The following is a 22938-nucleotide window of genomic DNA, read 5'->3' on the forward strand; positions in this document are numbered from 1 at the left end:
GGAAAGCCGTAAGGAAATCAAGGATGGCGCGTTTAATTTTGCCCCCGAAAGTTGAAAGGAATAACATTTTTTACCTTTTTAAAATGTTATGATTTAATTTTTAGTGTTAACTGTTTTTGGAGAAACAATTTTTTTAATTTGAAGTTTGACATATACCATTTGATCGTGGGGTAAATTTAAAATATTTACAAGAATGTCTAATTTTTAAGGGTTTTTATATTTGGTCGACGGACTTAATCTAAAAACCCTTTTTTCATTATAATAATTCAAAATTCAATAAATCTTGAATAGCAAACTAATTGCTGTAATTGTGATTTTTAAGCCATTCCTGGCAATCTTTTGTCCAGAATTGGCTGGTGTCTTTTACACCTAAACCAAAGCCGTGGCCGCCTTTTTCATAAATGTGCATTTCGGCACCCACACCGTTTTTCTTTAGAGCCAAATAATAATAAATACTGTTTTCTGGAATAACCACCGTATCGTCTGTTGCGTGAATTAAGAACGCAGGAGGTGTTTTTGCGTTGACTTGTTTTTCATTAGAATAAAAATCCAATAGTTCTTGAGATGGTTTTTCTCCCAAAAGATTGATCTGCGATCCTTTATGTGTAATTTCATTCTGCATCGAAATTACAGGATAAATCAACAGCGAAAAATCGGGTCTTGCACTTACTTTGTAGGCACTTTCATAAACTTTATCGTCATAATGTGTTGATAATGTTGAAGCCAAGTGTCCGCCTGCAGAAAATCCCATGATGCCGATTTTGTTCGGATCTAAATTCCATTTCGCAGCATGATGTCTCACATATCGAATCGCTTCCTGTGCATCTTGAAGCGGACCAATGTTTTTGTTTTTCATAATAAGATCATTTGGAAGTCTGTATTTTAAAACAAAAGCAGTAATTCCCAGACTATTCAGCCATTGCGCAATCTTGGTGCCTTCTTTATCAAAAGCCAAATGAGTGTAACCGCCTCCTGGACAAATCACCACCGCAGCCTGATTTCCTTGTTTTGGAACATGAATGCTTAGAGTTGGAACAGAAACAAGGCTGGTGCTTTGTAAATTTCCTTCTTTGAGATCGGGTTTTTCTTTATAATCGGGAGCTTTTATTTCGTCCGGAATTTTATTCCATAACGGAATAGTTTGATTTTGAGCATTTAAATTGCTTGTAATTGCTGTAAATAACAGAAAACCTAGAGTGATTTTTGTTAAAAAATAGGGTTTGATAGTTTTCAATTTTATTTGTAATTAATTGTTTAGTAGTAGATTAAGCAGGTTTTAAAAAGAGTGTTTCAAGATTCTTTTAGAAAATTAAAATTAAGCAAAAAAAGCGTTCAAAACCATTTGTTTGAGGGACGTTTTTATCCCTAAATTCGGATGAATTTGACCTGATAGCTTTTAACAAATATATTATTTAATGTGTAATTTTGAATGCTATTTTTTAAATGATGTGTTTATTTTCTATGGTAAAATAATTTTATATACAATTTATTTGGTATATACAGATTAAAAACTATATTTGTGCAATCGATTACATTAATTTGCTTTTTGAGTATTAAAAGATTGATTTTAATCTTTTTAAAGAGCGATCAAAACAATCGAAAAAATACCAAGATTTACAAAACTATAATACTCGCTTACTATGAATCAAACCGAAGCTGTGACAACGAACCCAACTGTGCAATCTGCTGGAAAATACCGCTGGAGTATTTGTGCATTGTTGTTTTTTGCAACTACCATCAATTATTTAGACAGACAAGTGCTTTCTCTAACCTGGAAAGATTTTATCGCGCCAGAATTTCATTGGACTAATAGTGATTATGGAGATATAACAGCTTTGTTTTCTATATTTTATGCCGTTTCATTATTATTTGCAGGCAGATTTGTAGATTGGTTAGATACTAAAAAAGGATTTCTTTGGGCAATAGGGATCTGGTCAATAGGAGCTTGTCTTCACGCTTTTTGCGGTATTGCAACTTCTGGAATTATTACCGGAGACTGGTTTGTTGGATTTCATGGTTCAAAAGAAGTAATCAGTACGGTGCAGGATACTGCTTTGGTTATTAATGTCAGTGTGGCTTTGTTCATTTTTGCTCGTTTTGTTCTGGCAGTTGGAGAAGCAGGGAATTTTCCAGCGGCTATTAAAACTACAGCCGAATATTTTCCTAAAAAAGACAGGGCTTTTGCAACTAGTATTTTTAATGCAGGAGCCACTGTTGGAGCTTTGGCAGCACCAGTGAGTATTCCGTTTATTGCTAAGTCTTTTGGCTGGGAAATGTCTTTTATTATCATTGGAGCTTTAGGATTTGTATGGATGGGATTTTGGATGTTTATGTACGATAAACCAGAAAGACATTCAAAAGTATCAGCAGAAGAATTAGCTTATATTCAGCAAGATGATATTTTGGACAGTAAAATAACAGGTTTTGTGCCTGAAACGACTTCTAAAGTTTCTCTTAAAAACTGTTTTAAATACAAACAAACATGGGCTTTTGCATTTGGTAAATTTATGACAGACGGCGTTTGGTGGTTCTTTTTATTCTGGACTCCTGCGTATCTAAGTTCTGTTTACGGAATGGATTCTGCACAAGCGGCTTTACCATTGTTTGTTCTTTATATGATTACTTTATTATCAATTATCGGAGGATGGCTGCCAACTTATTTTGTAGATAAAAAAGGAATGAATGCGTATGAAGGAAGAATGAGAGCGATGTTGATTTTTGCTTTTTTCCCTTTATTGGCGCTATTAGCACAGCCATTAGGATATGTTAGTTACTGGGTTCCAGTAATTATTATCGGAATCGCGGGTGCGGCGCATCAATCTTGGTCTGCAAACATTTTTACAACTGTTGGAGATATGTTTCCTAAAAAAGCAATTGCAACCATTACCGGAATTGGAGGTTTGGCAGGTGGACTGGGTTCTACATTAATAAACAAAGGTTCGGGTGTGCTTTTTGATTTTACACAAAGAAATTGGAGCACCGTAAACGGCCAGCCATTATTAGAGAAATATCCTCAGTTTCAAAATGCTGCAGCAGAAAAAGCTTTCTTGGCCGAAAAAGGACTAGGAAACTTAGAAGAGTTTTTAAAATCACTTTCTGCCGCTGGAGAAAATGTGGTAAATGGAATAAATTCGGGATACATGATTATCTTTTCTATATGTGCAGTTTGTTACTTAATAGGCTGGGCAGTAATGAAAACACTTGTTCCGAAATACCGACCGATTACAGATCTCTAACCAAGATCTGACGCTGACTAACCAACCTAACCAACCACTAAATTATGAACCAAACCAACGCAGCAATTGGGAAATACCGCTGGACAATATGCAGTCTGGTCTTTTTTGCGACAACTGTAAATTATTTAGACAGAAATGTAATAAGTTACCTCCGTCCGTTTCTGGCAGAAGCTTTTCATTGGACACCAGAACAGGAAGTTATTGATTACTCGAATATCGAATTGGCTTTTAAAATTGCATATGCACTCGGAATGTTTGTTGCGGGCGGGATCATTGATAAATTGGGAACAAAAATCGGCTATGCGATTGCAACAGGTTTATGGAGTTTGGCTGCTATTGGGCATGCCTTGGCTACAGGAACAGGAGGGTTTTTAATAGCCAGAGTTTTTTTAGGAATAACCGAAGCGGGAAATTTTCCAGCAGCGATTAAAGCAACGGCAGAATGGTTTCCGCAGAAGGAGCGGGCTTTGGCTACCGGAATATTCAACTCCGGCAGTAATATTGGAGCCATTATCGTACCGTTGACAGTGCCTTATATTGCCTCGCATTTTGGCTGGCAATGGGCGTTTATACTTACGGGAATTGTGGGTTTTGTGTGGCTGGGACTCTGGTTTCTTTTGTATGAAGTGCCTCAAAAACAAAGACGCTTATCGCAGGCAGAGTTAGAATATATAACTGCCGATCAGGTTATTGAAAATGACGAAACAGATCAAAAACCGGCAAAAGTTTCGTGGTTCAAACTGCTTTCGTTTCGTCAGACTTGGGCTTTTGCAATTGGTAAATTACTGACAGATCCAGTATGGTGGTTTTATTTGTTCTGGCTTCCAGACTTTTTGATGAAACAATATAAATTGTCTGCAACTGATATTATTTGGCCTTGCGCATTAGTTTACATGATTGGAAGTGTAGGAAGTATTGGCGGAGGCTGGCTTCCTTTAAAATTAATAAACAACAATTGGCCCGCATATAAGGCACGTAAAGTAAGTATGCTTTTGTATGCAATAGCAGTTTTACCAGTTTTATTTTCGCAGTATTTGGGTGCAATAAATATTTGGCTGGCAATATTGGTAATCGGTTTGGCTGTTTCGGCACACCAAGCTTGGAGTGCTAATATTTTTACGACTGTCTCAGATATGTTTCCGAAACACACAACAGCTTCCGTAACAGGTATTGGAGGCATGTTCGGAGCTTTGGGAGGAATTTTACTGACAATGCTCATTCAGAAAAATATGTTTGTGTATTACACTAAAATAGGAAAAATAGAAACAGGCTATTTTATTATGTTCTGTATCTGCGGCTTTTCTTATTTGTCAGCATGGCTGATTATGCATCTGTTAGTTCCGAGGATGAAAAAAGTAGAATTGTAATATTTTAAAAACTAAAAATTAGATAATTTTTTTGTTTCAATTATGGTTTTTAAAATTAAAAATATAATTTTGTGCAATCGATTACATTAAAATAAAAATTATGACAAAATATAGTTCAAGATACGCGTCAAGCCCCGAAGCTGTTAAAAAATATGATACACAGCAATTAAGAGAAGAATTCTTAATTGATGACTTAATGCAAGAGGATGAAATCGTATTGGTTTACTCGCATTATGACCGATATATTGCAGGTTCTGCAGTTCCTGTAAAAGGGGATGTGGTTTTAGAAACAATTGATCCGCTTAAAGCTCCTTACTTTTTAGAAAGAAGAGAATTAGGAATTATCAATGTGGGCGGCAGCGGTTCTGTTGTGGTTGAAGGAACTACTTATGAATTAGGTTTTAAAGATGCTTTGTATGTCGGAGCTGGAAACAAAGAAGTTATTTTTAAAAGTGACGACAGCAGTAATCCTGCTAAATTTTATTTGAACTCGGCACCAGCACATACGGCTTATCCAACTAAAAAAGTAAGTTTAGCAGAAGCTAATAAATTACAGTTGGGAACAATGGAAACAGCAAACCATAGAACTGTAAACCAAATGATTATTGGAAGCGTTGTAACAACCTGCCAATTGCAGATGGGAATGACAGAATTGAAACCAGGAAGCGTTTGGAATACAATGCCGGCTCACGTTCACGATCGCAGAATGGAAGTTTATTTTTATTTGGATATTCCACAAGATCAGGCAGTTTGTCATTTTATGGGACAGCCGCAGGAAACAAGACATATTTGGATGAACAATCATCAGGCTGTAATTTCACCGCCTTGGTCTATTCACTCAGGTTCAGGAACCAGTAACTATACTTTTATCTGGGGAATGGCAGGTGAAAATTTAGATTATGGAGATATGGATGTTTGTAAAATCACTGATTTAAGATAAGAAAATGACAAATTTATTTGATATAAAAGGAAAAGTTGCCCTTATCACAGGTTCTACACACGGACTGGGAATGGCAATGGCAAAAGGATTAGGTCAAGCGGGTGCAACAATTGTAGTAAACGGAAATTCTTCTCAGCAAAAAATAGATGACGCTGTTGCGGCATTAAAAAGTGAAGGAATCAATGCAGTAGGTTACAAATTTAATGTAACCGAAGAACAAGAGGTTAAAACTGCGGTTCAAAAAATTGAAAGCGAAGTCGGGCCAATCGATATCTTGATCAATAATGCTGGAATCATTAAAAGAATTCCATTGCTTGATATGGAAGTTTCAGATTTTAGAGAAGTAGTAGATATTGATTTGGTAAGTCCGTTTATCGTTTCTAAGCATGTTGCAAAAGGGATGATTGCAAGAAGACAAGGAAAAATCATCAATATATGCTCTATGATGAGCGAATTAGGCAGAAATACAGTTTCGGCTTACGCTGCTGCAAAAGGAGGCTTAAAAATGCTGACTAAAAACATGGCAACAGAATGGGCAAAATACAATGTACAAATCAACGGAATCGGTCCTGGATATTTTGCAACAGAACAGACAAAACCAATCCGCGTAGATGGACATCCGTTTAACGATTTTATCATCAGCAGAACACCAGCGGCAAAATGGGGAGATCCAAGTGATTTAGCCGGAGCAGCAATATTTTTATCATCAAAAGCAAGTGATTTTGTTAACGGTCACATTTTATATGTTGACGGTGGAATTCTTGCTACAATAGGAAAACCTTCAAACGAAGAATAATTTTCAAATTATATTTTAAAAGACATGAGCCAGACATTCATAAACGATAATTTTTTATTAGAAAATAAATACGCTGAAGAATTGTATCACAATTATTCTAAAAATCAGCCTATTATTGATTACCACAATCACTTAAACCCGCAGTTTATTGCTGAAGATAAAATCTTTGACAATATCACTCAGGTTTGGATTAACGGAGATCATTACAAATGGCGTGCAATGCGTACATTAGGAATCAATGAGCAGTTTGTAACAGGAAATGGTTCAGACAAAGATAAATTTTTAAACTGGGCAAAAACAGTTCCGTACACGATGCGTAATCCTTTGTACCACTGGACACATTTAGAGTTGGCTCGTTATTTTGATATTTATGATTTATTGAATGAAAAGTCGGCTGAGAAAATTTATACTGAAACTTCAGAAAAAATAAATTCGCAGGCGTACAGCACGCAGAATCTTCTTAAAAAAGTTAATGCCGAATTGGTTTGTACTACAGAGGATCCGATTGATAGTTTAGAATTTCACCAAAAATTCGCAAACAATACAACAGGGATCAAAATGAGTACAGCTTTTAGGCCTGATAAAGCCATCTTAATTGCTAATGATGGTTATAATGCATATCTGGACACATTAGGGGATGTGTCCGGAGTTGCAATTAATACGTATGCTGATTTACAAACGGCTTTAAGAAACAGAATCGAATTCTTTAACGCAAACGGATGTAAATTAAGCGATCACGGTCTAAATCAAATAGATTTTGAAAACTATACAGAAAGTGAAGTAACAGCAATTTTCAAAAAGAAAAGAGAAAATGGCGAATTATCTCCAGAAGAAGCATTGAAATTCCAAAGTGCTATTTTGATTTTCTTGTCAGAAACCTATCATGAGTTTGGATGGGTGCAGCAGTTTCACTTAGGAGCTTTAAGAAATAATAATGCGCGTATGCACAGAATCTTAGGTCCAGATACTGGTTGGGATTCTATTGGAGATTATCCGCAGGCACAAAAATTATCTGCTTTTTTAAATGCTTTAGACAGTAAAGATAAATTGACTAAAACCATTATTTATAATTTGAATCCTGCCGATAACGAAGTTATGGCAACAATGATTGGAAACTTTAACGACGGAAGCGTTCGCGGAAAAGTACAATTTGGTTCTGGATGGTGGTTCTTAGATCAAAAAGACGGAATGACAAAACAATTAAATGCATTGTCAAACATGGGATTAATCAGCTGTTTTGTTGGAATGCTGACAGATTCAAGAAGTTTCTTATCGTTCCCAAGACACGAATATTTCAGACGTATTTTATGTAATTTATTGGGTGATGAAATCAAAAGAGGAGAATTGCCAAACGATATGGAATGGATCGGAAAATTAGTTGCGGATATTTCATACAACAACGCAAAAGAGTATTTCAAATTTTAAATCAATTTTTACATTAAGATAGTAAGAAAATTAAGTGTAAGGCTTTGTGTTTAAAAGAAAATAAAGAATTCTGCCTTCGTCTATAAGGCTTGATTCTCTTAGTATCTTAATGGTGAAAAAAAATATTTTTACTGGTAAAAACAATAAAAAAATATGAGTAGAGTAGTTGCATTTGGAGAAATCATGCTGCGTCTTTCGACAGAAAGACATTTACGTTTTTCGCAGGCAAAAGAATTTGGTGCTACTTATGGCGGCGGCGAATTTAATGTTTGTGTTTCTTTGGCAAATTATGGTATAAATGCTGAGTTTGTAACCCGATTGCCAGAAAACGAAATTGCTTTTTCGGCTTTGAAAGAAATTCGAAAAATGAATGTCGAATCTAAAAACATTGTTTACGGAGGAGAGCGTTTAGGGATTTATTTCTTAGAAACCGGTGCAGGAACTCGTGGCAGCAATGTGGTTTATGACCGTGCGCACAGCTCTATGGCAACTATTCAAAAAGGGCAGATAGACTGGGATAAAGTTTTAGAAGGAGCAGAGTGGTTTCACTGGAGTGGTATTACGCCTGCTATTTCTCAAAGTGCTGGTGAAGCTTGTTTAGAAGCCATTAAAGCGGCTCATAAAAAAGGGATTAAAATTTCCTGCGATTTAAATTACAGATCAAAATTGTGGCAGTATGGCAAAACACCAAGTGAGGTAATGCCAGAAATGTTACAATACAGCAATGTGATTTTAGGGGATATCGATACAGCTTATTTTATGCTCGGAATTCCGAAAGTAAATCCGAATTATCAGGATGAAAAAACGCTTCCGGCTGTTTATGATAAATTGTTTGAATTGATTCCGAACCTTAAAATTGCTGCGACAACACTTCGTTATTCTGTAAGTGCATCACACCAAAGAATCGGCGGTATTTTGTACGACGGAAAAGCAATTCACAGTGCTGCTGTAAAAGAAGTTACGCCAGTGGTAGATCGTGTAGGAAGCGGTGATGCTTTTATGGGCGGTTTAATTTACGGTTTGTTACAATATCAAAATAATAGCCAGAGAGCATTAGATTTTGCAGTGGCAGCTTGTTGTTTAAAACATACCATTGCAGGCGATTACAATTTAGTTACCTTAAAAGAAGTAGAAAATATGATTGATGGTGATGGTTCTGCATTAGTATCAAGATAATTTTAAAATAGAAATGGCAAAATATTCAAGAATTGAAGTGGCATCGCAGATGAAAGAAAACGGCATGGTTCCGTTGTTTTTTCATTCCGATATCGAATTAAGTAAAAAGGTTTTAAAAGCTTGTTATGATGGTGGTTCTAGATTAATGGAATTTACAAGCAGAGGTGATTTTGCGCATGAAGTTTTTGGGGCATTAAATAAATATGCTTTAGCAGAACTTCCGGGAATGATCTTAGGTGTTGGTTCTATTACAGATGCGGCATCGGCTTCATTATACATGAGTTTAGGAGCGAATTTTATTGTAACTCCGGTTTTTAGAGAAGATATCGCTATGGCCTGTAACCGCAGAAAAGTGTTATGGTCTCCAGGTTGCGGCACCTTGACGGAGATTGCAAGGGCAGAGGAACTAGGATGCGAAATAGTAAAATTGTTCCCAGCAGATATTTACGGACCAGAATTTATTAAAGCGATAAAAGGGCCATGTCCTTGGACGAATATTATGCCGACAGGCGGGGTTTATCCGACAAAAGAAAGTTTAAGTTCTTGGCTTAATGCCGGTGCAACTTGTGTTGGTTTGGGCTCGCAGCTCATTTCAAAAGACCTATTAGAAAACAAAGACTTTGACGGTTTGACTGCAAAAGTCAGCGAAGTACTTAACATTATAAAAGACATTAGAAAATAGACTAAGGAGTAATCATGCCAACTCCTTATTTTATAAGTTTTTTTTAGATTTTTAGAGATTGTAATTGAACATTACGCTTGCAAAATTTAATCTGTCACTCCTCACAGCAGGTTTTGTTTTACTCAAAACGGGTGTAATGTTTCATTTACAATTTGAAAAAAGGCAAAAGAGATAAGGTTTTATAGTGGTTATTTAAAAACACTTTAAAGAAATTTTAAAATGAAAAAATTAAATAGAATAAATACAGGATTAGAAAAGTTACAGCCAATTAAGGTAGTTCAGTTTGGAGAAGGTAACTTTTTAAGAGCTTTTGTAGATTACGCTTTTCACAAACTAAATAATGAAGTAGATTTTAATGCCGGTATTGCAATAGTTCAACCTTTGAAAGACGGTATGGTAAACATGATCAATGATCAGGACGGTTTGTATACTTTGTTCATGAACGGAATTAAAAAAGGTGAAAAAATACAAAATATTGAGTTAATTTCTAATATTGTAAAAACTATAAACCCTTATACTGAATTTGCAAATTATTTGGCTTTGGCTAAAGAAGAAGAGCTTCAGTTTATTGTTTCTAATACTACTGAAGCTGGAATTGAATTCATTGAAAGTGATACTCCAGACATGCAGCCACCGGTGTCATTTCCTGCAAAGCTGACGGTTTTATTGTATGAAAGATTTAAACATTTTAATGGTGATGCTTCTAAAGGAGTAACAATCATTCCTTGTGAATTGATTGATTATAACTCAGAGACACTAAAAAAATATATTTTGCAATATTGTGATACATGGAAGTTAGAGGATGCATTTAAAACTTGGGTATCAGATGCTTGTACATATCACAGTACTTTGGTTGACAGAATTGTTCCTGGGTATCCAAGAGCTGAAATTGAAGAATACAATAATAAATTAGATTATCAGGATAATTTAATTGTTGCAGCTGAACCTTTTTTCCTTTGGGCTATTGAAGGTGGAGATGCTTTAAAAGCAAAATTGCCTTTTCATAAAACGGATTTGAATGTGAAAATTGTTGATGATATACGTCCTTTTAAAATGATTAAAGTTCGTATTTTAAATGGTTCTCACACGGCAATGGTTCCTTTTTCACTTTTGTATGGTAACAAATTAGTGATGGAAACTGTTAACGGAGATTTTACTGGAAAATTTGTAAATAGCGTTATTAGTGAAATTAGTGAAACTCTGGATATGGACAAAAATGAAATTACTGCATATTGTGAGGAAGTGATGGACCGATTTAAAAATCCATTTATCAAACATGCACTTGCTGATATCGCATTAAATTCTATCTCGAAATTCAAAGTAAGAGTTTTACCTAGTTTGTTAGGATATTATAATGCCAACAAAAAATTACCTGTTAATTTGACTTTCTCATTAGCGAGTTTAATTCGCTTTTACAAAGGAACATGGAACGGAGAGGAATTGCCTGTTAAAGATGGTGAAGATATTATAACGTTCTTCAGCGGACTTTGGAAGTCGGACGATTACGAAAAAATTGCTCGTTTAACATTACAAAATAAAGGTTTCTGGGGAGAAGACTTAACAGAGATTCCTGGATTAACAAAAGCGATCACAATTGCATTAGAAGAAATTGATGCAAATGGCGTTGAGGCTGGCTTTGCTAAGTTTCAAGAAAGAATAAAATAAAAAAAGACAAAAAGAACAAAGAACAAAAGGTTAATTATGGCAGCGCAGAAAAAACTAATAAAAGTTCATCCTACCGACAATGTTGCGGTAGCTTTGGTGAATCTTACAGCGGGCGAAGTTATTGATTTTGAAGGAGAATCAATTATTGTTGAGTCTGATGTAAAAATGAAACATAAGATTGCAATGGTTCCTTTTAATGTGGGAGACAGAATCATTATGTACGGTGTTTTGGTAGGAAAAGCAAGTGCAAGAATTGAAAAAGGCGGTCTGCTTTCTACTTTAAACGTAAAACACGAAAGTGATAAAGTTACTGGTAAAACAGAAACTATTGGCTGGAATGCTCCAAATGTTGATAAATGGAAAGACAGAACGTGGCAGGGCTATCACAGGGAAGACGGACAAGTTGGAACAGAGAATGTGTGGTTGTTTTTTCCGTTGGTTTTTTGTGAAAACAGAAACATCGAGATCTTAAAAGATATTTTTGAGAAAGAATTGATGAAGCCAAAAGAAAATGATTATCAATTACTGCTTCGTTCTTTAGTAAAATCAGAGACAGGCGGTGCCGGTAATCAGGAAGCTTCTAATGATGCTAACTTATTCAATAACATCGAAGTAAAGTTTATTACGCATCAAGGCGGCTGCGGTGGAATTCGTCAGGATTCTCACAGTTTAGCGAAGCTTTTGGCTGGTTATGTAAATAATCCAAACGTAGCTGGAGCAACTGTTTTGAGTTTAGGATGTCAGAATCTTCAAATTTCAATTTTCAAGGAAGCTTTAGATGCTATTAATCCAAACAGTAAAAAACCGGTTTTGATTTACGATCAGCAGTCTATTGGTACAATTGAAACCATGTTGAGCAGTGTAGTAAAAGATACTTTTGAAGCCATTAAAAAGGCAAACGAAATTAAGAGAGAACCAGCACCATTATCTAAATTAAGAATTGGTTTGGAGTGCGGTGGATCTGATGGATTCTCTGGAATTTCTGCAAACCCAACGCTGGGAGTATTATCAGATCATTTAGTTGCTCTAGGAGGTACTACAATTCTTTCTGAATTTCCTGAATTATGTGGAGTAGAACAAGAATTAGTAAATCGTTGTGTAGATGATGAAGATGGAAAACGTTTCTTAGACTTAATGAAGTGGTACGAAAAAACAGTTGTAGATGCAGGTTCAGGATTTGACATGAATCCATCACCAGGAAACATTAAAGACGGTTTGATTACAGATGCAATGAAATCGGCTGGTGCGGCTAAAAAAGGAGGGACTTCACCAATTGTAGGAGTTTACGATTATGGAGAATATATTAACGAAGCAGGCTTTACATTGTTATGTACTCCAGGAAACGACGTAGAATGTACAACTGCAATGGTAGGTTCAGGAGCCAATATGGTATTGTTTACAACAGGTTTAGGAACTCCGACAGGAAACCCAATTGCGCCGGTTGTTAAGATTTCTTCTAATACGCAATTAGCCAATAAGATGTCGGACATTATTGATATTGATACAGGAGGAATTATCACTGGAGAAAAATCAATCGACGAAATGGCTGATGAAATGTTAGAATTCATCATTGACGTTGCCAGCGGTACTATTAAAACGAAAGCTGCAATATTGAATCAAAACGATTTTATTCCTTGGAAAAGAGGGGTTTCGCTATAAGTTTTTAGGTACTAAGGTTCTAAGGAGCAAAGTGACAAAGGTTTATATAGAAGACGCACAATAGTGCGTCTTTTTTTTTTTGTTAGGTTTATGCGTCTATTTTTTCTAGAGAGAGCTCCAGCGGAGCAAAATAGTTATAGAATTAAAATAGGACAGGCAAAAGAAGCTCCAGAGGAGCGACATAAATCTAGGCTGTAGAAAAATATAACGCTCCTCTGTTTGATGCTGTGAATCTTTATTCCTTGCTATAAATATTTCGCTTCTCCGAAGCTTGCAAAAAAAAGCCCATTCTAAAATGAGCTTATATAACTTATATGGTAAAAAAATCTAGAAGTTAGTTTTTTTAGAAGATTTACGAATGTGTAATTCTGGTGCGAGAACCACCTTTTTTTCGATTTTAATGGTATCAGTTTTGTCTACCTGTTCTAAGAAAACACGGGCAGACATTTTGCCCATTTCTAAAGGAGACTGGTCAACAGAAGTGATCGAAAGCTCCATAAACTTAGTGAAAGGTTCGTTACTAAATCCTGCCACGCAAAATTCTTTTGGAATGCTGATGTTTCTGGACTGAAGTTCCTGAATTGCGCCTAAAGCGGCAAAGTCACTCGAAGAGAATACAGCATCGGGAGGAGTATCTAATTTCAGTAAATTGTCAACAGCCTCTTTTCCTGCATCTACACTACTTTTAGTATAAATAACATATTCTTCTTTAAATTCCAGGCCATTGTCTAGTAAAGCTTGTTTGTAGCCTAAAAATCTGTTTTTAAAGATATCCAGCGATTGATCTCCAGAAAAATGCGCAATAGCTTTACAGCCTTCGTCAATCAAGTGTTTGGTTGTCAGATAACCGCCTTTAAAGTCGTTAATAGTAACAGAACTTACGCCGTCTATATGTTTACTACGGTCAAAAAATATTAAGGGTACATTTTTTTCTAAAACATGTCTAAAAGCACTGTCATTTTCATCTGAAATGCCCGTTACCGACATCATAATACCGTCAACCTGAGCATCTACAAGAGTATGAAGATTTTCATTTTCTCTTTTAATGCTTTCGTGAGTCTGACAGATAATGACTTGATAACCGTGAGGATAAAGTTCTTCTTCGATACCCCTTATGACAGAGGCGAAAAAATTACTGTCAATACGCGGTACAATAACTCCTATGTTATTACTACGCCCGCTTTTAAGCGCTAAAGCAAGTTTGTTTTGCTTGTAGTTCATTGCAGCGGCAGTTTTTAAAACTAATTCACGTGTTGCCTCTTTTATTTTCGGATTGTTGTTTAACGCTCTAGAAACGGTAGCAGCAGTGATATTTAGCTTTTCGGCAATATCGTAAATAGTTACTTTTTCACTCATTAAAAAAAGTTTATCAGATTATTTTTAGACAAAAATACATTTTTTTTATTATCAATAAGAAATTGTTATCGATTACCTTCTGGATTTACTAAAACGTTTTCAGTTCTACAATGATAATAAATTATATGATTTTTTGCATTAAATGTAATTATTTTTTACAATAAAAATTAAATGTACATTTTTTTTCTAAATAAATTTGGTGTGTTAGAACAATTTTTCTACTTTCGTGTAATCGATTACATAATTTAAGTGTTTTTGATGTCAAATAAGAAAAATACTTCATAATGATTATACGTAAGACTCAAATATGTAATTGGATTGTATTTTTAACTGCTGGTCTGGTGCTGCTTACCTCTTGCGCAGAAAAAACAGGCTCGGCTTCTTCTAATGATCCATGGAAAAAAATGGATCTGGTAATCAAAAGTATTCCTCAGACAAAATTTAGTGACAAAACGTATAGTATTACAGATTTTGGTGCTGTTGCTGATGGTAAAACCTTAAACACAACTGCATTTGAAAAAGCGATAAAAGAATGTGCAAAAAATGGCGGAGGCAGAGTAATTGTTCCCAACGGAAAATTCCTTACAGGCGCTGTTCATCTGGAAAGTAATGTAAACCTGCATTTAGAAGCGGGTGCCGAAATTCTTTTTAGTTTAAATCCAAAAGATTATCCAATTGTGCATACTTCTTGGGAAGGTACAGAAGTAATGAATTATTCGCCGCTTATTTATGCTAAAAACAAAACCAATGTAGCCATTACTGGTAAAGGAGTTTTGAATGGTCAGGCGGACAATACCAATTGGTGGATTTGGTCAGGAGGAAAAGGCTACGGATGGAAAAAAGGAATTCCGTCTCAAAATGACCCTGCAAACCGTGAAGTTTTAGTAGATATGGCCGAAAGAAACGTTCCGGTTTCAGAAAGAGTTTTTGGTGACGGCAGATATTTGCGTCCGAATTTTATCGAGTTTTTTGAATGTAATACCGTTTTGGTAAAAGATATCACGGTAATAAATGCTCCTTTCTGGATTTTGCATCCTATAAAAACCAATAATATGATCATTGACGGGGTAACGGTTAACAGCCACGGACCCAACAATGACGGCTGTGATCCTGAATATTCTCGAAATATTTTAATCAAAAACTGCACGTTTAACACAGGTGACGATTGTATTGCCATTAAAGCCGGACGCGATGCAGACGGAAGACGTGTAGCAATACCAAGTAAAAACATTATTGTACAAAACTGTAAAATGATCGACGGCCACGGCGGGGTGGTGATCGGCAGCGAAATTTCGGCAGGCGTAAACAATGTTTTTGTAGAAAACTGCGTAATGGACAGTCCGAATTTAGATCGCGCCATTCGTATCAAAACAAACTCCAAAAGAGGGGGCGTGATCGAAGACATTTACGTTCGAAATCTCGAAGTCGGGGTCGTAAAAGAATGCGTTTTAAAGCTGAATATGTTTTATAATGTATACGGCTCGCAGACCGGAAATTTTATTCCTACAATACGAAATGTAAGCCTTGAAAATGTTACCGTAAAAAATGGTGGCAAATACAGTGTCTGGGCAGAGGGATACGAAGCATCTCCGGTAGAAAACATTACTCTTAAAAATGTAAAAATTGAAAAAGTAGATTCTGTCTATTTATTAAAAAACGTGAAAAACATAAAATTTATAAATACTTATATCAATGACAAAAAAGTAGAATCAATTAATTAGTAACTATTAACCACTTTAACCATTTTAACCAAATTATGAACTTTAAAAAACTATCTAAGAAAAAAGAAAAGTACAGTATTGTATTTTTGTTTTTCCTGAATTTGCTGCTGTGCAATACCACTAACGCACAGTCAACTTCTATCGAAGGGAAAATTACCGATGCATCAGGATTATCGCTGCCAGGGGTAAATATAAATGAAAAGGGAACTAAAAACGGAACTTCAACAGATTTTGAAGGAAGTTTTAAGCTTAATGTAACCAATCCAAAAGCTGTTTTAGTAATCAGCTATTTAGGATTTCAAACACAAGAAATTAGTGTTGCCGGAAAATCAAAAATAAATGTAAGTTTAGCAGAACAATCCAATGCTTTAACAGAAGTAGTGGTTGTAGGGTATGGCTCGGTAAAAAAAACAGATTTAACAGGATCTGTAAGTACGATCAGCGCTGCAACGATTACAGAAAGAAATACTATTAGTCCATTAGAGGCGATTCAGGGTAGTACACCTGGGGTTCAGATTTCGTCTTCTACAGGACGCGCAGGCGACGGATTTAAGGTAGTAATTAGAGGAAATAACTCTTTAATTGCCGATTCTAGTAATCCGAGCCAAGTAGGTTCATCACCATTATACGTTGTAGACGGTGTGCCAATGGACGGAATCGATTTTTTAAACCCGCAGGATATTGCCAGAATGGACGTTTTAAAAGATGCTTCTTCTGCTGCTATCTATGGTTCCAGAGGATCTAATGGGGTTATTATCGTAACAACAAAAAGCGGTACAAGTGCAAAGGCAGGTATCAGTGTAACTTTTGATACTTCATACGGTAACAAATCGGCAGCGAGATTACCAAAAATGATGTCAGGAGAAGAATGGTGGAAATTTCACCAAGTAGCTTATATGAGTGCAACGCCTCAAACACAGACTCCCGCACAATTAGCATCTTTGGCAGGAAATCAGAGCCCATTGTTGGTATCTCGTGCCAACAGCGGTTATAACTTTGACTGGTACGATGCCGTTCTAAAATCGGGAATGACAGAAAATAATTATCTGAATATTTCTGGCCGTTCAGAATCGGGAATGAGCTATAATTTAGGTTTCGGAATTCAGAGCGACCGAGGGTTGATCGAGAATGATGCGACCGATAAATATTCTTTTAAATTAGGATTAAATCATAAAATAAACGACAAATTTTCTACAGGAGTAAACGTTACTATTGCCAGATTAAACAATCAATTAGGTAGTGATTTGGCAATGCAGGATGCCTTTAGATTAAGTCCGTTAATGTCTCCTTGGGCAGTAGATGCTGCAGGAAATGAGAGAGTAGGAACTTTATTTTTTCTTCCTGGTAAATTAACATATCCAGACGGTTCTTGGGCAATCAATAAAACATCAACAGTGAACCCGTTAATGGAAATTGCAAATTCTTCTCAGACAGAAAAAACATGGCAGACAGTAGGTAATGCTTATTTCCAGTATCAGGCTTTAAAATGGCTTTCGTTCAAAACCACTTTTGCTGCAGGAATTATGGATACGCAAAATTCAAAAGCTTACACTGCACAGACCAACGCCGGGGTAACCTTAAACGGAAAAAACTCAGCTACTTTAGAAAATTCCAACAACTTCAATTATACTTGGGATAATCAGATTGACATCAAACACACTTTTAATCAAGTGCATGATTTTAGTTTGCTGTTATTGCAGAGTTTGTATTCTAATACAGATGAATTTTCTTCATTGTATTCTAACAATCAGCCTTTTGATGTGGGTACAGATAATATGGGTTCTGGGGTTCAGAGCAGTTATGTGGTTAAGTCTTCTTTTGCCAAAAACACTTTAAATTCATATGCTGTTCGTTTGAATTATGCTTTTAAAGATAAATATTTGGTGACGGCTTCTACCAGATGGGACGGTTCTTCGGTATTATCTGAGGGGAATAAATGGCAGAGTTTCCCATCTTTAGCATTAGGATGGAAATTAAGCAAAGAATCGTTTTTAGAAAACAGTTCAGTAGTTTCTGATTTGAAATTACGTGCCAGTATCGGATATACAGGAAACGACAACGTAGCACCTTATACTTCTCAAGCACTTTTAAATCAGCAGACTTTTTATGCTGCAGGTGCCAATGTAGTTTCGGGCTGGCAGTCAGAAAATCTTGCAAATCCTGCTTTGACTTGGGAAAAAACAAGAGAATACAATTTAGGTCTTGATTTCGGATTTTTAAGAAATAGAATTTCAGGTTCTGTTGACGTATACGACCGATTATCAGAAGATTTGATTTACAAACAACAATTACCAGCAGAAACAGGATGGAAAAATACTTTTGCCAATGTGGGTTCTGTAAGTAACAAAGGGGTAGAGGTTTTGTTAACTACCAAAAACATCAAATCACGTCTGGTAACTTGGGAAACTACTTTTACATTTACTAAAAACGTAAACAAATTAGAATCCATTTACAATCAGGATAAGGTAAGTGATATTGGTAACAAGCTGATTCTTGGAGCGCCATTAAATCCAAATTACAATTATGTTTATGACGGTGTTTGGCAGGAAAGCGAAGCAGCGGCAGCGGCTTCTTACGGAATGGCGCCAGGACAGGCAAGACCGAAAGACTTAAACGGAGATGGAAAATTCAATCAAGACGATAGAACCGTAATCGGAAACCCGAATCCAGAGTGGCAGGGAAGTTTTTACTCTAAATTAAATGTGGGTCAGTTCGATTTTAATTTCTCTGTAATTACAAGTCAGGGACAGACTGTTTTGAGTACATTTCACCAAAACTTTGCAGACGTAAGTGATAGAGGACGTCAAAAATTGGCAATGGATTACTTTATTCCAACCAACGGAACAGGAATTGAAGCCAATGCAAACAACACCAACCCAAGACCAGGACCAGTTGCAACGGGAGCAGGAGCTTATTGGACTTCTTTATTTGGATATTACAGAGACGCTTCTTACGTAAAAATTAAAAATATATCTTTAGGTTACACATTAAATTCTGAATTATTGAAGAAACTTAAAATCAGCAATTTTAGAATATATGTGAATGTTTTAGACCCATTTGTATTTACAAAATTTGACGGATATGATCCAGAATGGGCAGGTTCGCCTTTCGGTGTAAACCGTCCAGCATCTGTGACAACGCAATTAGGGTTAAGTGTTAAATTTTAATAAAGAAGATATCAAATGAAAAAAATAATAATAATGTTAGGAATAATTGCTGTGTCTGTAAGTTCATGCAGTGATTATATTGAAGAAGACAGCCGTTCTTACGTACCAGCAGATGCGACTTATAAAACAGCATCTGGATTTCAACTATTAGTAAACACAAACTACGCATGGCTTAAAGGTATTTACGGAGGTAATCCGTGGTTATTTGAATCTGGAACTGATATGTATGCAGAAGGTAGAACTCCAGAGCCTGCAGGTTTGAGCCAGTATACACTTTTAATACCATCATCCGATAATGTGGCAGATTTGTATAATCCGTGTTATCAATTGATTCAGTCTGTTAATAAAACCATTTATTACTCAACAGTAACAGAACAGACTTCAATTTTAAATACTCAGGTAGGTGAGGCAAGATTTTTAAGAGCACAGGCTTACTTTTTGTTGGTACAGACCTACGGAGGCGTTCCTATTGTAAACGAACATATTACAACGCCGGTTTTATCTTTTACCAGAAATACTGCAGAGGAAGTTTACACACAGATTATTGCAGATTTAGATTTTGCTTTGGCGAATGTTGGCACTGCAGCTTACAGTACGGCAGGAAAAGTAAACAAAAGAGCGGTAAATGATTTATTGGCAAAAGTATACTTAACAAGAGGATATGAAACTTTTGGTAAAGCAGATGATTTTTCTAAAGCCGCAGCATATGCTGACGCTGCAATTGCTGGTCAAGCCTTGAATGTTGCTGCAGCAGATGTTTTCAAACCAGGAAATGATCTAAATGCAGAAACTATTTTTTCGGTACAATATGACAAAGCTTCTACGAGTACAGACCCAACAAAATTAGGAAACAATCAGTTTTACTATTTCAGTTCTTATTTAGGAGGTGCAGAAACAGGTGCTCCGTTAAGAAGCTACAATTTATGTCCAACAGATTATGCTTTAGGATTATATGAAAAAGGAGATAAAAGATGGGAAGCCACTTTTATGACCGAGATTTTAGAAGAAACGGTAACAGTAAACGGAAAAGCGACTACAACACTGTATTACCCATATTACAGACCTACAAGCGGAGGCGTGATCAAAGTGAGACATTTTTATGAGCCAAAATGGTTTACTCCTGCCGATAAAACTACTTGGATGACGGCAAATGCTTCTAGATTGGCGGCAACATTTGTGTACCATCCATGGGGAGAATATTCTGCGGCGCACACTTTAATTAAAAATTTAGACTGCTATACTATTCCGGTTAAGAAATTTGACGATCCAGATCCAACTACGCCTACGAGTACAGGGCCTGTAAGTACAAGAGATATTATTGTTTCAAGATTAGGAGAAACGTATTTAATTGCAGCCGAAGCGTATTTAAAAGCGGGAGTGCCTGCAACAGGACTAGACCGTTTAAACGAGGTAAGAAGAAGAGCAGGAGTAGCAAACGCAACTGCAGGAGAATTTACTATCGATTATGTTTTAGATGAAAGAGGAAGAGAGCTATTAGGAGAATACAAAAGATGGTTCGACTTAAAACGTACCGGAACTTTGGTAGCCAGAGCCTCAGCTCATAATTATAAAATAAAAGCGGCCAATTTTACAGGGATAGACGGAAAACTTAAAATTTTAAGACCAATACCACAATCAGTATTGGATTTAAATCAAAATAAAGATTTCCCGCAAAACCCAGGATATTAATGAGATAATAGTTTTGAGACTATTTGTTTTTTGAAGAAGTTAAAAAGGAGTTTGACTTTTGTCGAACTCCTTTCTTAACTAAAAAGTTAAAATTAAAATGCATAAATTAAGTGTAATTTTATTGGTGTTTTTAAATAGTGTACTTGCTTATAGTCAGCAGTATAAGGTGGATACTTCTTATACTGTAAAAAGCACTTACACTAAATTAATTAAGAAATATCCGTTTATTACCATTCCAGCAATTAAACCAAACACTGCTGTTGAGGAGCAATTTGATTTGGTTTACAATAAAGATCAGGATCGTATTTTACATTTTGATGCTTTCATTAATAAAAAGAAAAAAAGAAATCCGGCAGTGGTCATGATTCACGGCGGCGGATGGAGATCCGGAAATAAAGAGCAGCTGCAGTTTTTAGCTCGAGAAATCGCTGCGAAAGGCTATTCCTGCTTTACAATAGAATACAGATTATCATTAGAAGCTCAATATCCGACAGCGGTTATTGATGTTAAAAATGCGATCAGGTTTATAAAAGACAATGCTGGAAAGTTTAAGGTAGATCCAGACAAAATTGCGGTTTTAGGATGCTCTTCGGGCGGACAAATGGCAGCTTTGATTGGTACAACAAACAACAATCCGATTTTTGAAGACAAAGGTTTTAAAAGTAAATCGTCTTCAAAAGTAAATGCAATAGTCGATGTAGACGGCGTTCTGGCATTCAAACATCCAGAATCGAGCGAAGGAGATATGGCAGCATTCTGGCTGGGCGGTAAATCAGATGAAATTCCAGAAAATTGGAAAAATGCTTCGGCCTTGAGCCATACCAATAAAAATACACCGCCGATACTTTTTATCTGCAGCAGTATTCCGAGATTTCATGCCGGCAGAGACGATATGATAACTATTTTGAATGCGAATAAGATTTACAATGAAGTCAAAACAATCGAAGATTCACCGCATTCTTTTTGGTTTTTTGAACCTTGGTTTAGCCAGACAATTTCGTACACAACACAATTTTTAGATAGAATTTTTAAATAATTTAGAATACAATGAAAACAAAAATCACCACAGCAGTTTTATTTTTTGCAGGTCTTACGGCCATCAACGCGCAGAAATACGATATTAAAACCAATAAAACTTATGCTGAAATCTCTGCCAAAACAGACGGAAAATGGGAAGGAAGAAAATATAAAGGAGGAACGGTTTTTAAAAATGTGGATCGATTAAAACTGGCACCGGAACATACAGATCATTCGTTTGATATTCGTTATGAAGGACCGGGCTGGGAAAACAATAGAATTGGCTACCGCTTGTATTTGGACTGGAGAAACGCCATTGATATTTTCGGAAAGAAAACCTCAGAAAACATTCTGCCAAAAGTAGGACAGGATAATTTTGATTCCTACCACAATATGAGTGATTGGGGGGCTGATATTTTAAAAGCAGGAAAAGGAATCGGAATTGGTTCTATTGATCGTTATTTAAACAAAGAAAAATTACACTTTCGTGAAGTAGATTCTACTATTGCAACGGTTTTTAATAAAGCAAAAGAATCGGTGGTAAAAGTAAATTATTACGGATGGAAAACAGCTTCGGACAATATTGATTTCGTTTCAGAATTGACGATTAAACCTGACAATCTGTATACGCAGCATACCATTAAAGCTTCTAAAGAAATTAAAGGAATCTGTACGGGAATTGTAAAACAGAAAAATACCGATTTGCTTAAAAAAGAAAGTAAAAACAAAAAATGGGCTTATCTGGCTACTTACGGAGAACAATCTTTGGTTCCGGATAAGTTAGGAATGGCAATTTTTTATGAAATTAGTACGATAGAAAGTACGGAAGATACTGATTTAGATTATCTTTTGGTTTTTAAACCCACAACCAAAGCAGTAACTTTTTATCTTTTGGGAGCTTGGGAACAAGAAGTTAACGGAATTAAATCGAAAGAAGAGTTTGAAAAATATTTGGATAAACAATTGGAAGTGCTGAACAAGAAAGGAAAAATTTAAAAAGTTTCATGTTTCAGGGCAGCGGCACTCAGACCAGAAGCCAAAA

16 protein-coding genes are annotated in these 22938 nt (G+C 36.0%); 14 read left to right on the forward strand and 2 right to left on the reverse strand.

Annotation, left to right across the window (positions count from 1 at the left end; translation table 11 throughout):
* Positions 1 to 295 precede the first annotated feature (295 nt).
* On the reverse strand, positions 296 to 1234 hold the full coding sequence (locus tag C4F50_RS14290) for an alpha/beta hydrolase (RefSeq protein ID WP_194139331.1): 939 nt from the start codon (positions 1232 to 1234) through the stop codon (positions 296 to 298).
* Between the two features lie 406 nt (positions 1235 to 1640).
* On the opposite strand from C4F50_RS14290, the gene C4F50_RS14295 reads away from it, so the two are divergent.
* From C4F50_RS14295 to C4F50_RS14335, 9 genes are all read left to right on the forward strand, one after another.
* Entirely contained in the window at positions 1641 to 3236 is a 1596-nt protein-coding gene (locus C4F50_RS14295; RefSeq protein ID WP_194139332.1) for an MFS transporter, read from the forward strand.
* 44 nt (positions 3237 to 3280) lie between these two features.
* A complete protein-coding gene (locus C4F50_RS14300; RefSeq protein ID WP_194139333.1) occupies positions 3281 to 4603 on the forward strand; it encodes an MFS transporter in 1323 nt (440 codons plus the stop codon).
* A gap of 100 nt (positions 4604 to 4703) precedes the next feature.
* Positions 4704 to 5543 (forward strand): 5-dehydro-4-deoxy-D-glucuronate isomerase, encoded by an 840-nt coding sequence (kduI, locus tag C4F50_RS14305; RefSeq protein ID WP_194139334.1) that lies wholly within the window; start codon positions 4704 to 4706, stop codon positions 5541 to 5543.
* Positions 5544 to 5547: 4 nt separating this feature from the next.
* Positions 5548 to 6339, forward strand: coding sequence for a gluconate 5-dehydrogenase (locus C4F50_RS14310; RefSeq protein ID WP_194139335.1), 792 nt, complete (start codon positions 5548 to 5550; stop codon positions 6337 to 6339).
* Positions 6340 to 6363: 24 nt separating this feature from the next.
* Positions 6364 to 7764 (forward strand): glucuronate isomerase, encoded by a 1401-nt coding sequence (gene uxaC, locus C4F50_RS14315; protein ID WP_194139336.1) that lies wholly within the window; start codon positions 6364 to 6366, stop codon positions 7762 to 7764.
* Positions 7765 to 7917: 153 nt separating this feature from the next.
* Positions 7918 to 8940 carry a sugar kinase gene (locus C4F50_RS14320; protein WP_194139337.1) on the forward strand — a complete coding sequence of 341 codons (1023 nt, stop codon included), beginning with the start codon at positions 7918 to 7920 and terminating at the stop codon, positions 8938 to 8940.
* Between the two features lie 13 nt (positions 8941 to 8953).
* Positions 8954 to 9622, forward strand: a complete 669-nt coding sequence (locus tag C4F50_RS14325; protein ID WP_194139338.1) for a bifunctional 4-hydroxy-2-oxoglutarate aldolase/2-dehydro-3-deoxy-phosphogluconate aldolase — start codon at positions 8954 to 8956, stop codon at positions 9620 to 9622.
* Positions 9623 to 9841: 219 nt separating this feature from the next.
* The gene (locus C4F50_RS14330) at positions 9842 to 11287 is read left to right on the forward strand and encodes a tagaturonate reductase (RefSeq protein ID WP_194139339.1); all 1446 of its coding nucleotides are present in this window, start codon (positions 9842 to 9844) and stop codon (positions 11285 to 11287) included.
* A 36-nt stretch (positions 11288 to 11323) separates the two neighbouring features.
* Positions 11324 to 12946 carry a UxaA family hydrolase gene (locus C4F50_RS14335; RefSeq protein ID WP_194139340.1) on the forward strand — a complete coding sequence of 541 codons (1623 nt, stop codon included), beginning with the start codon at positions 11324 to 11326 and terminating at the stop codon, positions 12944 to 12946.
* A 327-nt stretch (positions 12947 to 13273) separates the two neighbouring features.
* Here C4F50_RS14335 and C4F50_RS14340 read toward each other — a convergent pair whose 3' ends face one another.
* Positions 13274 to 14302 (reverse strand): LacI family DNA-binding transcriptional regulator, encoded by a 1029-nt coding sequence (locus C4F50_RS14340; RefSeq protein ID WP_194139341.1) that lies wholly within the window; start codon positions 14300 to 14302, stop codon positions 13274 to 13276.
* Between the two features lie 284 nt (positions 14303 to 14586).
* Between C4F50_RS14340 and C4F50_RS14345 the strand changes: the two genes are divergently transcribed.
* The 5 genes from C4F50_RS14345 (at position 14587) to C4F50_RS14365 (ending at position 22892) form a co-directional block, all read left to right on the forward strand.
* Positions 14587 to 16023, forward strand: a complete 1437-nt coding sequence (locus tag C4F50_RS14345; protein ID WP_194139342.1) for a glycoside hydrolase family 28 protein — start codon at positions 14587 to 14589, stop codon at positions 16021 to 16023.
* Between the two features lie 35 nt (positions 16024 to 16058).
* The gene (locus C4F50_RS14350; protein ID WP_194139343.1) at positions 16059 to 19190 is read left to right on the forward strand and encodes a SusC/RagA family TonB-linked outer membrane protein; all 3132 of its coding nucleotides are present in this window, start codon (positions 16059 to 16061) and stop codon (positions 19188 to 19190) included.
* A gap of 15 nt (positions 19191 to 19205) precedes the next feature.
* Positions 19206 to 20879, forward strand: coding sequence for a RagB/SusD family nutrient uptake outer membrane protein (locus C4F50_RS14355; RefSeq protein ID WP_194139344.1), 1674 nt, complete (start codon positions 19206 to 19208; stop codon positions 20877 to 20879).
* 97 nt (positions 20880 to 20976) lie between these two features.
* Positions 20977 to 21915: an alpha/beta hydrolase gene (locus tag C4F50_RS14360; RefSeq protein ID WP_194139345.1), complete on the forward strand. Its 939-nt coding sequence runs from the start codon at positions 20977 to 20979 to the stop codon at positions 21913 to 21915.
* An 11-nt stretch (positions 21916 to 21926) separates the two neighbouring features.
* Positions 21927 to 22892 (forward strand): DUF4861 family protein, encoded by a 966-nt coding sequence (locus tag C4F50_RS14365; RefSeq protein ID WP_194139346.1) that lies wholly within the window; start codon positions 21927 to 21929, stop codon positions 22890 to 22892.
* Positions 22893 to 22938 lie beyond the last annotated feature (46 nt).

This window comes from Flavobacterium hungaricum (assembly GCF_015182285.1).
In the GTDB taxonomy this organism is placed as follows: domain Bacteria; phylum Bacteroidota; class Bacteroidia; order Flavobacteriales; family Flavobacteriaceae; genus Flavobacterium; species Flavobacterium hungaricum.